This window comes from Paenibacillus sp. FSL E2-0178, assembly GCF_038593005.1.
Lineage (GTDB): Bacteria > Bacillota > Bacilli > Paenibacillales > Paenibacillaceae > Paenibacillus_AQ > Paenibacillus_AQ phytohabitans.
The window spans coordinates 714,869-730,040 of record NZ_CP151953.1 but is presented as its reverse complement, the minus strand read 5'-3'; the positions used below and the strand labels follow the sequence as shown (position 1 = coordinate 730,040).

The following is a 15,172-nucleotide window of genomic DNA, read 5'->3' as shown; positions in this document are numbered from 1 at the left end:
GGCTGTAAATGTCACCGACCCATCCCCGTTAACGGATGCCATGAGGATTGTGCTTATCACGTTTCCGCCGAACAGCCGGGGGTCCGTAGATACATAGTCGAATTAGGGTGGAACCACGAGCTTAGACGCACTCGTCCCTTTCCGGGATGAGATGCGTTTTTTTGCGTTCAAATCACACTAACAGAAACCTGAAGAAATGGAGGCCACAATCATGGAGATTCAAGTGAAACTGCCGGATGGAACAATTAGGAGGTATTCGCGTAACACCACAGTTGCGCAGGTTGCGGAGTCAATCAGTGCAAGTCTGAAGAAGAATGCGGTAGCCGGTAAAATCGACGGCAGGCTCGTTGACCTTGATCACCCGGTTGAACAGGATAGCCTCGTTGAAATTATAATGGCGGACAGCAGTGAGGGTCTAATGATCCACAGACATAGTACTGCTCATCTGATGGCCCAGGCTGTCAAACGGATCTACGGGGATCAGAATGTTAAATTGGGTATCGGTCCGGTCATAGAGGATGGATTCTATTACGATATTGATATAGCACGGCCGTTGTCCGTAGAGGATTTGGGTGCGATTGAGCGGGAAATGGAGAAGATAATCGGAGAAAATCTGCCGATTCTGCGCCGGGTTGTCAGCAGAAGTGAAGCGATGGAACGGTTCCGGCAGCTGAAGGAGCCCCTTAAGCTTGAACTGCTCCGTGACCTGCCGGAGGATGCAGTGATCAGCTTGTATGAGCAAGGAGAATTCACTGATCTGTGCCGGGGGCCGCATTTGCCGTCTACTGGGCGGATCAAGGCCTTCAAGCTGCTTAGCGTAGCGGGAGCCTACTGGCGCGGGGATTCAGATAATCAGGTGCTCCAGCGGATCTACGGAACTTCATTCTTCAAGAAATCCCAGCTGGAGGAGCATCTCCACATGCTGGAAGAAGCGAAGAAGCGCGACCACCGCAAGCTGGGCAAGGAACTTGGGTTGTTCATGTTCTCCGAAGAAGCGCCGGGCATGCCGTTCTATCTGCCGAAGGGCATGATCATCCGTACAGAGCTGGAGAACTTCTCGCGTGAATTGCAGAGGTATAGTGATTACGATGAGGTCCGTTCACCCCTGATGATGAACAGAAGGCTATGGGAGCAATCCGGGCACTGGGATCATTATAAAGACGAGATGTATTTCACAAAAGTGGATGATACAGATTTTGCGCTCAAACCGATGAACTGCCCCGGACATATGCTGATCTACAAGAACAGTCTTCGTTCCTACCGGGAGCTGCCGATCCGGATTGCTGAATATGGCCAGGTCCACCGCCATGAATTCTCAGGAGCGCTGAATGGAATGATGCGTGTCCGCACTTTTTGCCAGGATGATGCCCACCTGTTTGTCCTGCCGGAACAGATCGAGGATGAAATTAGCCGGGTGCTGGAGCTCATTGATCAGATGTACAAAGTATTCGGTTTCGAGTACAAGGTGGAGCTGTCCACACGTCCGGATGATTATATGGGGGCTGAAGAGCTCTGGGATCGGGCGGAGCTGTCGCTCGAACGCGTGCTGAAGAACAACGGGACCCTGTATCGGGTGAACGAGGGGGATGGCGCTTTTTACGGGCCTAAGATCGATTTCCATGTCCTTGATGCCTTGAAAAGAAGCTGGCAATGCGGTACAATCCAGCTGGATTTCCAAATGCCGGAGAAGTTCGATCTGACTTATATTGGTGAAGATAACGGAAAGCACCGTCCGGTAGTCATTCACCGTGCTGTATTTGGCTCCATTGACCGGTTTATGGGCATTCTTACAGAGCACTTCAGCGGAGCATTTCCGCTGTGGCTGTCTCCCGTGCAAGTCAAGCTGCTGCCTGTATCCGGGGTTCATGCTGATTATGCCTTTCAGATTAAAGGCCAGCTGCAAGCCGCCGGACTTAGAGTGGAGCTTGATTTGCGGGATGAGAAGCTGGGCTACAAAATCCGTGAAGCCCAACTGGAGAAGGTACCTTATATGCTCGTACTCGGAGATCAGGAACAGAACAACGGTACTGTTTCCGTTCGGAGCCGTGCGGAGAGTACACAAATCTCGCTTAGCGTGCAGGAATTCATTCAGCTGCTGACCGGCCAAATCGCAGAGCGGAAATAAATTGCTTCATTAAATAGGTAGCCAAAAAATAGGTAGTCAAAGGTCTGGAGGACTGATGCATGATTTCAAAGAATGCTGAGCAACTGGAGGGCGGCGTGATCAGGCTTGTGCCCCTGATGGAAGAGCATAAGCCGGAGCTGGTTAAGGTGCTGAACGATCCGCTGATCTGGGAATATACCTGGAGAAGGATCAGTACAGAAGAGCAGGTAGGACAATTGATAGATGCGGCATTGGTGAACAAGGCCAAAGGCACGGATATCCCTTTTGTCATCATTGAGCAGGCTTCCGGCCGGATTGCCGGCACTACACGGATCATGCATCTGGACCGGACGCACCGCAATGCAGAGATCGGCTGCACCTGGATTTCGCCGGATTACTGGAGAACAGCTGTGAACACAGAGTCGAAGTCGCTGCTTCTGCAATACTGCTTCGAGGCACTCGGATTAATCCGCGTTAACTTCTCTATTGTCAGTACCAACCTCCGGTCGCAGCGGGCGGTTGAACGGATTGGCGCTGTCCGGGAAGGCGTGCTGCGCAAGCAGCGCCTCACCTCTGACGGCATGGTTATGGATAATGCGCTGTACAGTATCATTGATGACGAGTGGCCTGCGGTGAAGGCTAATCTTGATTATCTGTTGAATGTGAAATATAAGTAGCTGCATCCATCCGGGTGCCCAAGCGAAACTTAGAGGGGTCCCATCGCGGGCTCCTCTATTATTTTTTGCAAATAGCCAGATCTGAGAAACATTGATATAATAGAAAGACATGAGGATAGAAACATACATTCCCATTTTTTATGGGTCCTAATCATTTACTCAACGTCTATATCTCTGTATGTTCTGGCCCATACTTCACCCCTCGGGGAGGATTTGGGTTTATGCTATGTTGTGAGGGTGAAGGCATGAAAGAGCGAATCAAGGAAGTTATTGAGAGTAAGTTTAGGAATTCGCGCAAAACCAGAAGTATTATTAATCTTGGAGACCTTGTGGAAGCAATACAGAAATCCTTCGAATACCGGGGTGACTACGAGGATAGTGCAGGAGGATTCTCGGCGTTTCAATCCGGGATTATACAGTTGGTTGATGAAGGATATTTAACAGCCATGTCTAAACCCAAGCAATACATGCATACAAAACTGGATGAAGTCTACTGGTTGGCTGCACCAGTTTATTCTCTGGCAGGCTGGAGTGAAGCTGCTATGATGCGTGTCATCGGTGCCAAAGAGCTGAATTTGGATTATTACAGGAATCATCCTGAAGCGCAGTCCGCAGTCGTGTGGGAATACATAGAGCGCATATATCATTTTTTGCGTACAGCAGAGCATAGAGAGTCAATAACTCGCGAGGAGCGTTCGCTGGAGCTTTTTGATCAGGAGAAGTTTCTGTCGAAGCCCGAAGGTAAGCAATTTCTAACCAGGCTCGGCATGAACCTGGAAATGCTTAAAGCTGATATTGTATATGAAGATTTCGAACATTATAAGACACCGAATAGACCTACACGGAAGGTACTGATCACGGAGAACCATTCATTCTACAATTCCGCCAAAAGATTGATGGTGAACGGACTAATGGTATGCGGATTGCAACCGGATATGCTGATCTACGGGGAAGGCTGGAAGATCATCAGCAGTTTGTATTTTTTGAAGGAACGGGTGGATCATCCGCTTGAAGCTGAGCTCTTCTACGTTGGTGATATGGATAAGACGGGCTGGGACATCTATGGAAATTTGAAGCGAAGCTATCCGGAGCTGAATATTAAGCTGGCACTCCCGGTGTATAGTTATATGCTCAGCAAGGCCCATCAATCGTACGATTATGAAAAAGAACAAAACGACTGCCCTCCGCATCATTTGAAGATTGTGCGTGAAGAAGTATCCACTGTTCCCGAACTGCTGCTGTGCATGAATACACTGCTGAAAGAGAACAAGAGGATTCCCCAGGAAGTCCTAAATTATGAAGTGATGGCGAGGTTGGCTGGAGCATGAACTGGAATGATTTTGGAGAACGGAATAAACGGCTGAATCCCCTATGGAGTCTGGGGGCAGGCATGAATCTCGGCGAGCTTCAGCCTTATAAGGAAATGATTGCTCTAAGCGTGCTGCTGCAGGTCTATTATCTGGAGCTGGAATCGAATGAGCAGAGATCCAGGGAGGACCTGGTCGAATTGACATGGAACTCACTTGAACGCTTCGGCATCGCGAAGCTTGGCAGTCCGGAATCGGTAGAACGGCTGGTGGACGGGCTGCTGTGGAGCGGAGGCGGAGGGGATTTCGAGGCGAACTATTATGATGATCAGTCCCGTCAGATGGCGGTGCAGAAATACAAATATTTCACAGTGGATGAAGATGCCACCCGGACCAGCTGGGAAGAGAACGGGACCACAATCTACCGGCTCTCTGAATATGCGATGGAGCTGATCTTCATGAGCCATGAGATCATTGACGAATTTCAGATCAGCATTAAGCTGCTCGAGATTCAGATGCATATCAAGCATGGACGGGTAACCCGGGCGATGCAGGATGTGAATGAACTGATCTCCCGGGTGCGGAAGATGACGCAGCAGCAGCAGGAATACCGCAATGCGCTGCGTCGCAATCCGAAGCATATCTTCAGCGAATATGGCGCCCAGCGGCACCAGCGGCTGGAGGAGATTCATCAGCAGTTTGACGAGGAACGGAAGCATTTCGATAATATTCACCGCTCGCTGGCCCGGCTGGCCAATGATGAGAAGGATGTCATCGACTTCAATGAGCTGCGGCTGCTCTCCGAGCGGGTCGAGCTCTCCCGTCGGGTGCATGATGAGCTTGCCGAAGTGGTACTTAGCATTTTTGAAGCGGAAACCAATCTCAGGCTCAACTTCCCCGAGCTGTTCTGGGGTGCCGCCGGCTTCAACTTCCGTACCCATGTCTGGGAGGAATGGGTGAAGCCGGAAGGGTTGCCGGATGGAGACAGCATGGAAACCCTGATCAGTGGACTCTTCTCTCCCAGCCAAGACTTCATTTATCCGCTGGCCTGGGCCTGGGAAGAGCAGGATGTCGGCTTCCTGCCGGATGAATTACCGGACGACCCGGATGAAGCCGGGGAGGAGGAGGAACTCCACTATGTCCCCAAAAGCATACCGTGGACCGAGGTATCTGAGCTTTGGCTGCCGGTCTTCGCCGGACTGGCAGAACAGGGAAGCTTTACATTCTCGGCAGAGGCTTTCACGGAGGATGAACAGCGGCGCTGGGCGGATACACCCAATGCAGTGGACCTGTGGGTTCAATTTTCCCATACCGAAATTAGGGTGCTGGAGCAGGAATCAGAAGGTCACGGCGGGGCTGACGAATGTCAGAAGCTGATTGGGCGGCTGATCGCGGACCACCCGGAGCTTGAGACCTTGCGGGGTAAAGTGCTGCAGACCAGGATTGCTAACGGGCAGCAGGACAGCATCCGCTGGCCCGGCCTGGAGATCAGTCCTTATACCATTACTATAGTAGAGAAGTGAGATGATTCTGCATGAGTTATTCGTTAGAGCAAGTACAACAGGCTTCACGGCTGTTCTTCGACCTGCTTCGCCGCAAGGTGATATCACTTGATGATCCCGCTGCTGCTGAATGCCTGCAGGATACCATTGCTTATGATGCCTTACAATATGTAGCCAAGGAAGCCGGCTGCCGGATTATGAACTCCGGGCATCGTCTGCACCTGCTCGTGAGTCCAATGGGCTCCGGCTTTGCCAGTAACTTCACACAGCTGCGCAATAAATATTCGCGCATCGAACGCAAGACGCATCTGCATATCATCAACGTAATCATTCTGGTGTTCCTGGCTGAGATGGATCAGGATGAACAGCATTTCAAGCCGGGTCAGGACAGCATGTCCTACATACAGCTCTCGGATCAGGTATCCGCCCTGTTCCAGACATGGATGGATATGGACGAAGACGGCAGCTTCAGCAAGCAGTGGCGGCTGGATATTCAGGCGATGCACAAAGTATGGAGCAGCCTGTATATGCAGACCAAAAGCCAGGAGGAAGGCGATTCGCTGACCCGCGGCGCCGGCTCAAGGATCGGCCTGATCCATGAGGGGATGAAGCTGCTGGAGGAAGAGCATCTGGTATTCATCTCCGAGAATGAGAAGCGGATTTTCCCCCGGGAAGAGCTGTATGAGCGGATGCGTTATCTCTATCATGATGTGGACCGCTATAAGGAGCTGAAGGCCCTGATTGGCCGGACACTAAGCGAGAAGGAGGAGGAAGCCCATGCCGCGCATTGAGCGAATCCGCATCGCCGGACTTAAATATGAGAAGATGCTGAAGAAATATGAGGATATGATCCTCGACCTGTGCAATGAGGAAGGCCCGTCCAACACGCTGATTACGCTGATGAACGGCGGGGGAAAAGGAGTGCTGCTGCAGTCGATATTCCAGCTGCTGATGCCCAAGGCGGCCTGGGGTAAAGATAACGAGAACCAGGTAGAAGCCTTCTTCCATAATCACAAAAAACAGCTGAAGCCCTATACGTTCCACGTTGCCATCGAATGGCGGCTGGACGAGCCGGAACGGACGGAGTACATAACGACCGGAATCGCAATGACTGCCCAGAACTCGATGGATCAGCTGGAGATCAAAGTAGATTATCTGCTCTATGCGCTGCTCAATTATGATGAGAATGCGGAGCTTACATTGTCTACCCTGCCGCTCTATGATCACAAGCTGAACACTCCAGCCAGCTTTGAAGCGATTCAGCAGTTTGTCCGTGAACGGCGTAATGAGATCGTTGCGTATGGCAGCCACAGCTCGGATCTGAAGAAATATTATGCTTTTCTGGCGGACCGGGATATCCATATTGATGAATGGCGGAATATGCGGAGAATCAACGGTGAAGAGGGCGGAATTAAAGGTTATTTCCAGAAGAATGATGCTTTCACCAACCATAATCTGTTCGAGAAGCTAATCATTCCGGAAATCGGGTCCAGTCTGAACGGCAGCATGCGCGAGGATGAAGGCTCGCTTCAGCGGATGTTCATAGATTCCGCTACGGTTGCACAGCGGCTGCCGATGCTGGAGCAGAGAGAGCGGGCTTTTGCCGAATTCACTTCACTTGCCGCCCCGCTCTATGAGGCCGTCAAGCAGGGGACTGAGGCTGACCGCAGCTTTCAGGAGACCGAATTGTTCGGGCGGCAGCTGTACACGGTGATCTATGATGAGCTGAAGAATGCCGAAGACAAGCGCCGCAAAACTGCGGATGAGCTGGCCGGGCATTATCAGGAAGCGAAGCAGCTGAAATTTGAGACGGATAATCTGAAATATCTGAAGCTCAAGGAAGAGCGTGACCGCAAGCAGGATGATTTCAAAGCGGTCTCGGATAATCAGGCGCGGGCTAAGCAGCGCCTGGAGGAATCGAAAATCAAGGAAAAGGATCTTGAGGTTGCCCATTATCTAGCCAGACGCAGACTGCAGATCCGCCAGATGGAGCAGTGGCAGAAGGAAATTGAAGCCATCGAAGGCTCCCTTGCGATGAAGGAGCGCCAAGAGGTCATTCAAGCGGCCAAGCAGGAGCTTCGCCGGCAGTGGGATGAGGTCTACCGGCTGTGGCAAACGCGAATACTGTTCTTCAGCGGCCGCCAGCAGGCACTGGGTGCAGAAGAGACCGTTCTGCGCAAAGGACGGGAGGCATTCCTGCTTGAACTCGGCGGACTTGAGGGCAAGATTCATGAATTGACGGCGCTCATCCGCCAGTATACCGAAGATCTGGGGGTGTTTGCTTCCCGCCACGGGCAGGAGGCTGCCCATTCCCCGGCAGCCGCCCTTCAGCGCACGCTGATTGCAGCCAGAAGCATTGCCGAGAATATCATTGCCCTGAACGAGCAGCGCCAGTCCGCAGAAGAAGAGAAGCTTGCTCTGCATACCAGACATACCCGGCTGACTGAGAAGCTGCTGGGGGCTGCAAGCCAGGCGGAGGAGCTTACGGACCGGATTGAAGCCCAGATGGGCAAGGAATCACAGCTCTGGTCACAGCTTGTAGTCCTGCTGGAAATGTATGAAGAACATCAGCAGCTCGGGACGACAGCATTGTTCGAGGCCAAATCACTTATCCAGGAACGGTTCATCCGCAGACTGGATGATGCCGAGCAGCAGACGAAGCGGCTTAGACGGGAATACTATAATCAATTGCTGGATGTAGAGCTGCAGCAGGAAGCCTATTGGCTGCCTAATAATGATATCCTGACGGTGAAGGATGCCCTGGATGCGCTGAAGATCAGCTCCATGATCGGCAGTGCATATCTGAACGACCAGTCTTACCTGGTCCGTGAAGAGGAGCTGGAACGTCACCCGCTGCTCCCTTACGGGCTGATTGTAACGAAGCGTGAATCGGCTAAGCTTCAGCCTGAGCTGCTCCAGGAGCTTCTGCTCAAATCGCCTGTCCCGGTCTTCGTGCGTGAGGAAATGGCGGATGCCACAGGAGATTCATTCCTGCTGCTCTCCCATCAGGGGCCGCAGATGGTGCTGCAGCCGGAGCGTTTCCTGGACTGGAAGCAAGGGATCGCCTCCCGGCTCAAAGAACGGGAAGAAGAGCTGCAGGATGCGGAAGGGTATCTGGCGAAGCTGAAATCAGCCAGACAGGAGTATGACCGTCTGCTCCAGGGTGAACACACCGTAAGTCTGCGGGCCAGACAGAAGGTATTAGAGACCCGGCAGCAGGAGCTTGGCAAGAGTCTGAATGAGTTGAACGCTGAAATGTCGCTGAATGAAGAGACTCTATCCGGAATTTCCAGAGACCTGGCTGTCAGTGAGGCCGAGAAAATGGAACATGAGGCCAGGGAAGCGGCGCTGCGTGAGTGGGCGGATCGTAGCCGGAAGCAGGAGCAGGATTACAAGGACAAACAAAAGTCAGTTGAATTGAAGACAGGCTTAAGCAAAGAGATTGCCGTTAAGGAACAGCAGCTGGCACATTTGAAGGCAGATATGGACAGCCTCGCCTTGCAGCGTGAGAAATGGCTGGGAGAAGCTAAATATTCCTTGTTCCCGCGGCTGCAGAACTGGTTCCCGGAAATTCACTTCCCAAGTGAACATGCTTCTACCACGGATAGTGATATAGAGCAGGAAACTGCTGTGCCGGATGAAGGATTACAGGATAAGCTGCTGCAGCTGCTGAGTACCGTGGAAAGTCTGCAGCAGTCCCTCAGCCAGAATGAGCTGGAAATCCGCACACGGGCTGCCCAGATCAAAGCGGCAGGTCAACAGCTGGTTGAACTGGAAGCAGCAGTACAGCAGGTTGATGACGGATGGCAGTCTGCACCCGAACCGGATGAATCACCGGAGGTTATTCAGTCGGCCAGAACACGGCAGAAGAGTGACACGGCGATTCTGGATGAGGATTATCAGCATATCCGTGATTCCTACATCCGCTGTATGGCGGAGCTGGATAACCTGCAGAAGGAGCTGGGCAAATCCGAGAAGGCCATCAAGGAGAAGCACGAGCGTGCTGTAGAGCTCTGGCATGAGCCGCTGGGCCAGAAGGAAGAAGAGCTCAGTGCGCGGTTCCGCGAGAATGAGCATCTGCTGAGTACCTGCAAGCAGGCGCTTGCCTCTATGGATATTTGGCTGCAGACCCTCTCCAATCAGAGCAAGGTCATGGATACCCATGTGGAGAGCCGCATGCCGCTGCGGGATGTGCCCGAAGACGTGCAGCTGGATGTGCGGGAGAACTGTGAGCAGCTGGTTGCAGACTGGCTGCTGCGCAGCAAGGAGAGCCGCAGCCAGCGTGCGGAGATCTCCCGCAAAGTCAAAGAAGAGAAGACAACACTCAGCGGCAGATTGGCCAAGTCCGGCTGGAACGTTGAGCTGGAGACCAAAATTCAGGATCGCCTGAACACAGTTCACTGGGATGATTTCTCGATTGCACTGCAGGTACTGGACTCCATGCTCCAGAGCTCACGTGATCAGATTGAGAGTATCCGCAGTGACAAGGAAGATATGGAGCTGTCGCGCAAGCTGTGGGTAGGACGTGCCGCGAAGCGGGTCGTGCAGATTACCGACATTCTCAAGCGGATGGAACGCCGGATGATCATTCATAATGAGAACGGGCATGCTTTCCCGCTGGTCCGGCTGAATTACAAGAATATTACTGTTCCGAGAACGACAGATGACATCGAACCGCTGGTCAGTGAGTATTTCAACCGCTGCATCAGCAGTCTGCTGGAGAAGTTCCCGAAGATCGAGCAGGTTCCGGCTTCCGCAGTCAGAGAGCTGATTAATGACGGGCGGATGGTGTATGCCGCACTGCAGAACCGCTTCCCGGTGCTTCAGGTATATAAACCGGTCACCGAGAATTATTTCCTCTACGCAGCACCGGAAGAGTACCATTACTCGGATTGGGAGGTCATTAACCGCGGGGCGCTGGATGAGGCCGTCGGCAGCGGCGGTCAACGCCAGTCGGTTCAGCTGCTGGTGGCGATGATGATTATGACCCACAAGCGCGTCAACCGTGAGAATAAAGGCTGGACGGTCTTCCTGTACGATAATCCGTTCGGTGAAATGGTCTCCAATAACGTGCTTGATCCGGTATTCGAGATTTCCAAGGCGCTGAAGTTCCAGTGGCTGATCGTTACGCCGCCGGAGCTGGTGAAGAATGATGTCAGCATCCGCTTCGGCGTGTACTGGCAACTGTATTTTGGCGGGGATAAAGGAGATGCACTGGATTCAACCCTGATTAAGGGCGGCCGCAAGCTGATCCCTGCCTCATTGTTCTAGCAACAATCCAAATTATATAGATGGGTGGTATTCTGATAATGATGAATCTAAAATCGGCAACGAAGTTAGCTAACGGTGTAGAAATGCCTTGGTTTGGTCTGGGAGTGTTCAAGGTCCAGGAAGGTCAAGAGGTTGTGGATTCTGTCAAAGCAGCAATTAAGGCCGGATACAGAAGCATTGATACAGCAACTGTGTATGGTAATGAAGAGGGAGTCGGCCAGGCGATCCGTGAATCCGGGGTTGCCCGCGAAGAGCTGTTCATCACCACCAAGGTATGGAATAACGATCAGGGGTATGATTCTACGCTGGCGGCATTTGACCTGAGTCTCAGCAAACTGGGATTGGACTATGTAGATCTGTATCTGGTGCATTGGCCGATCCGAGCCAAATATAAAGACACCTGGCGGGCGCTTGAGAAGCTGTATGCGGATGGCAAAGTCCGGGCGATCGGTGTCTCGAACTTCCAGATTGATCATTTGGAAGATCTTTTAACTGAAGCTAACGTGAAGCCGATGGTTAACCAGGTGGAACTGCATCCGCTGCTTAGCCAGCTTGAGCTTCGTGAGTTTTGCCGGGCGCAAGGTATCCAGATTGAAGCGTGGGCTCCGCTGGCCCAAGGCCATCTGCTGGACAATGAGGTGATTGCTGACATTGCGGCACGCCATAACAAAACGCTGCCTCAGGTCATCCTGCGCTGGGATCTGCAGAACGGCATTGTGACGATTCCAAAGTCGGTCAAGGAAGAGCGGATTATCGCGAATGCCGATATCTTTGATTTCGAGCTGTCAGAGGATGAAATCAGCCGCATTAATGCGCTGAACAACAACCAGCGTTTTGGATCGCATCCGGACAGATTTAATAACGAGTAACCTCCGGGCAGTCTCTTTTGAATATTTACTAGATTCGGACATAAGTATAAGGGGAATGGAACTATATCCCATTGTGTGCTTAACCGATATAGTAGAGTAGAGATATGAGAGCCGGAGGGGTATTAATGTATGGGAAAACTTTAAAAACTGCGCTTATCGCTATCCTGATGATTCTGCTACTGCTGCCGCTGGCGCCAAGCCGCACGGAGGCGGCTGTTCCGGCACACTCGGAGTCCTTCTACGTGAATGACTTCTCGGAAGTCATTGATCAGAAAACAGAGAACTATATGGTCAATTATGGCGTGAAGCTGCATCAGCAGACCGGTGCACAGGTTGTACTGGTAACAGTGGATTCTACAGGCGGAACATCGATGGAAGATTACGCGACTTCGCTGTTCAATGCATGGGGAGTCGGCTCTGCGGATAAGAACAACGGAGTCCTGTTGCTGCTCTCCATCGAAGATGATGATTACTGGGCGGTTCCGGGCAAAGGCCTGGAGGATACGCTGAACGACAATGTGTTATCTCAGATTCTCTCGGAGTCACTGGAGCCGGATTTCGCGGCGAAGAACTATAGCGCTGGTGCGCGCAAAACCTATGGTTCATTAATTCAGGAGCTTGGCGGAATCTATTCGGAGCAGGTTGGCTCCAAGAACTATGTCGCAGACAATGCCGGAGTCTTCAAGCAGGTAACGAAGGATTATCTGAACCAGTCCAGCAACCGATATGCGGCAACGACCGGCAGCGGGATCTATGTAGTGACAATCAAGAATTCCGGAGATACAAGCCTGCAGGATTATACGTATGCAAAGTTCGCCGGTGTAGCCGCAGGGCCTAAAGATGTGATGCTGGTGCTCGATGTCGGCGGAGATAATTATCATGTACTTCAGGGCAAGGATATCGACAATCTATTGACTAATGATATAATTGGCGGGATTCTGGATACTGCGCTTGAACCGAAATTTGCGGCAAAAGATTACGCCGGCGGGGCAACCGCTACGGCGAATGCCTTCTATAACTTTTTCCTGGCTAGAGCGGATCATAGCCAACAGCCTGCAGTTCAAAGCACTGAGCCGCCTGCAGAGGTAAGCTCTCCGGCTGCGGTCAGCTCATCGAATGTGCCGGTGCGCACGTATCCAGCCTCTACTTATGATCCGCTGGACAAGCGGCCGGTTCCCCGCTTAGACGGAACTGCTGTAGTTCTTTGTTTTCTTATATTGGTGTGGGGGTTCAGTGTATCCGCCTCGCGCCGCAACCGGAATATTGCCCGGTACGGAATCGGAATTAACCCGTATCACCCAAGCAATATAGAGCGCTATGGTGTTTGGACGGGGCAGCCGGATTATGGCATCAGGCGTAGAAGCAATAACCAAAGAAGCCATAACCAAAGAAGCTATAACCAGCGGCCTCAACCCCGGAGCTCATCGTCCCGCAAAGAATCACGGAGCAGCTTCTGGGGCAGTAATTCGGGAGGCAGAGGTTCAACAAGCGGTGGCGGCTCGGGCCGCTCTTCCTCCTCCAGCAGAGAAACGAATCATGGGGGCGGAGGCTTCTCAAGCGGAGGCGGCTCAGGGCGTTCATCCTCCTCCAGCAGAGAAACCAATCATGGCTCAGGCGGATCTTCAAGCGGAGGCGGCTCAGGCCGTCAATCCTCGGGATCTTCCAGCAGCAGCGGAGTGGGACGCCACTCCTCAGGTTCTTCTGGGGGCGGCAATTCCGGCGGAGGCGGCAACGCAAGTGGCGGCGGTGGTGTAGGCAGACACCGGTAATCTGTTCTTTTCAATTCTTATATCTGTAATAGTCTGACTAGAGATAGCAGAAATACAACGGCAGCGCCTCCCCTTTTGCGGGCTGGCCTGCCATTTTTTTTGCTTCATACATAAGCACAACCGGAATGGAACTATATACCATAATGTGCGTAACCGATATAGTATAGAAGAGATATAACTAGCGGAGGGGTACGAATGAATCGTAAAAGTATACTAGCAGCGTTTACCGTCATCCTGATGATCCTGCTTCTGCTGCCGCTGGCGCCAAGCCGGATGGAGGCAGCTGTTCCCGCTCATTCGGAGTCCTTTTATGTGAATGACTTCGCGGGCGTAATCGATCAGAAGACAGAGAATTATATGGTCAATTACGGCGTGAAGCTGCATCAGCAGACTGGTGCTCAAGTTGTGCTGGTGACGGTGAATACTACGAACGGAACACCGATGGAAGAGTATGCGACCTCGCTGTTCAATGCATGGGGAGTCGGTTCGGCAGATAAGAATAACGGAGTCCTGCTGCTGCTCTCCACCCAGGATGATGATTACTGGGCGGTTCCGGGCGAAGGCCTGGAGGATACGCTCAACGACAATGTGTTATCCCGGATTCTATCGGAGTCGCTGGAGCCGGATTTTGCCAAGAAGGATTACAGTGCTGGCGCGCGCAAAACCTATGGTGCGTTAATTCAGAGCCTTGGCGGAATCTATTCGGAGACTGTCGGCACCAAAAACTATGTATCGGATAATGCCGGGGTCTTCAAACAAGTTACGAAGGATTATCTGAACCAGTCCAGCAACCGTTATGCGGCAACGACCGGCAGCGGGATCTATGTAGTGACAATCAAGAATTCCAGTGATAAAAGCCTGCAGGATTATACCTATGCGAAATTCGCCGGTGTAGCCGCAGGGCCTAAAGATGTGATGCTGGTGCTCGATATCGGCGGAGATAATTATCATGTATTACAGGGCAAGACAATCGATGGAGTCTTGAGCAATGAACGCATTGGCGGAATACTGGACACGGTGCTTGAACCCGAATTTGCCGCAAAAGATTATGCGGGCGGGGCAACCGGGACGGCGAACGCGTTCTACAGCTTCTTCCTGGCCAGAGCAGATGCCAGCCAGGATGCTGCGGGCACCAAATCAACCGCTGCAGCAGGAACCAAATCACCTGTGAAATCGAACATTAACGTTAAACCGAAGCCTGTCAGCGCATCTACAGGATTAAAGATTATGGGAGTGTATCTGATAATCATTGCTCTATTCAGTTTTGCAGCTTCCGGCCGAAACCGTTTAATTGCCCGTTTCGGATCACGGCTTAATCCGTTCAATCAGCAAAATATGAACCGCCTCGTTACCAGGTTCGGCTCAGGTTCTACTATGAGGCAGCGGCGGCACCGCCGGCATGAGCGGCGTCGTAACGAAGCCTTGAATCGCAGCAGTTCGCAGAGTAGCTTCTGGGGAAGCAATGAAGGAGGAGGCGGTTCATCAAGCGGAGGGGGAGTAGGGCGCTATTCCTCTTACGAGGATGAAAATGAGGGGGACGGCGGTTCTACCAATGGTGGTGGAGCGGGGCGTTATTCTTCCTATGACGACGATGACGATAATAATTCCGGCGGAGGCGGCAGTGCAAGCGGCGGAGGCGGTGTAGGCAGACACCGGTGATAGGCTGGAGTTGC

The 15,172-nt window shown here is 52.2% G+C and carries 9 protein-coding genes; all 9 read left to right on the top strand.

Annotated elements, in window-relative coordinates:
* The first annotated feature begins 211 nt into the window (after window positions 1-211).
* Window positions 212-2,125 (top strand): threonine--tRNA ligase, encoded by a 1,914-nt coding sequence (gene thrS / locus MHI42_RS03005; protein WP_342422719.1) that lies wholly within the window; start codon window positions 212-214, stop codon window positions 2,123-2,125.
* Window positions 2,126-2,184: 59 nt separating this feature from the next.
* On the top strand, window positions 2,185-2,781 hold the full coding sequence (locus tag MHI42_RS03000) for a GNAT family N-acetyltransferase (protein ID WP_342422718.1): 597 nt from the start codon (window positions 2,185-2,187) through the stop codon (window positions 2,779-2,781).
* Window positions 2,782-3,026: 245 nt separating this feature from the next.
* Window positions 3,027-4,109: a hypothetical protein gene (locus tag MHI42_RS02995; protein ID WP_342422717.1), complete on the top strand. Its 1,083-nt coding sequence runs from the start codon at window positions 3,027-3,029 to the stop codon at window positions 4,107-4,109.
* Window positions 4,106-5,611 carry a hypothetical protein gene (locus MHI42_RS02990; protein WP_342422716.1) on the top strand — a complete coding sequence of 502 codons (1,506 nt, stop codon included), beginning with the start codon at window positions 4,106-4,108 and terminating at the stop codon, window positions 5,609-5,611. The genes MHI42_RS02995 and MHI42_RS02990 overlap by 4 nt, the downstream gene beginning before the upstream one ends.
* 11 nt (window positions 5,612-5,622) lie before the next feature.
* Entirely contained in the window at window positions 5,623-6,381 is a 759-nt protein-coding gene (locus MHI42_RS02985; protein WP_342422715.1) for a DUF6063 family protein, read from the top strand.
* Entirely contained in the window at window positions 6,368-10,861 is a 4,494-nt protein-coding gene (locus MHI42_RS02980; RefSeq protein ID WP_342422714.1) for a hypothetical protein, read from the top strand. Before MHI42_RS02985 ends, MHI42_RS02980 begins: the two co-directional genes overlap by 14 nt.
* A gap of 35 nt (window positions 10,862-10,896) precedes the next feature.
* Window positions 10,897-11,730, top strand: coding sequence for an aldo/keto reductase (locus MHI42_RS02975; protein WP_179093643.1), 834 nt, complete (start codon window positions 10,897-10,899; stop codon window positions 11,728-11,730).
* A 125-nt stretch (window positions 11,731-11,855) separates the two neighbouring features.
* A complete protein-coding gene (locus MHI42_RS02970) occupies window positions 11,856-13,499 on the top strand; it encodes a TPM domain-containing protein (protein WP_342422713.1) in 1,644 nt (547 codons plus the stop codon).
* A 195-nt stretch (window positions 13,500-13,694) separates the two neighbouring features.
* The gene (locus MHI42_RS02965; protein ID WP_342422712.1) at window positions 13,695-15,158 is read left to right on the top strand and encodes a TPM domain-containing protein; all 1,464 of its coding nucleotides are present in this window, start codon (window positions 13,695-13,697) and stop codon (window positions 15,156-15,158) included.
* Window positions 15,159-15,172: the final 14 nt, after the last annotated feature.

Bases quoted from the DNA above. Each gene is read 5' to 3' on its own strand.
- thrS (WP_342422719.1), top strand. From the start codon at position 212: ATGGAGATTCAAGTGAAACTGCCGGATGGAACAATTAGGAGGTATTCG.
- MHI42_RS03000 (WP_342422718.1), top strand. From the start codon at position 2,185: ATGATTTCAAAGAATGCTGAGCAACTGGAGGGCGGCGTGATCAGGCTT.
- MHI42_RS02995 (WP_342422717.1), top strand. From the start codon at position 3,027: ATGAAAGAGCGAATCAAGGAAGTTATTGAGAGTAAGTTTAGGAATTCG.
- MHI42_RS02990 (WP_342422716.1), top strand. From the start codon at position 4,106: ATGAACTGGAATGATTTTGGAGAACGGAATAAACGGCTGAATCCCCTA.
- MHI42_RS02985 (WP_342422715.1), top strand. From the start codon at position 5,623: ATGAGTTATTCGTTAGAGCAAGTACAACAGGCTTCACGGCTGTTCTTC.
- MHI42_RS02980 (WP_342422714.1), top strand. From the start codon at position 6,368: ATGCCGCGCATTGAGCGAATCCGCATCGCCGGACTTAAATATGAGAAG.
- MHI42_RS02970 (WP_342422713.1), top strand. From the start codon at position 11,856: ATGTATGGGAAAACTTTAAAAACTGCGCTTATCGCTATCCTGATGATT.
- MHI42_RS02965 (WP_342422712.1), top strand. From the start codon at position 13,695: ATGAATCGTAAAAGTATACTAGCAGCGTTTACCGTCATCCTGATGATC.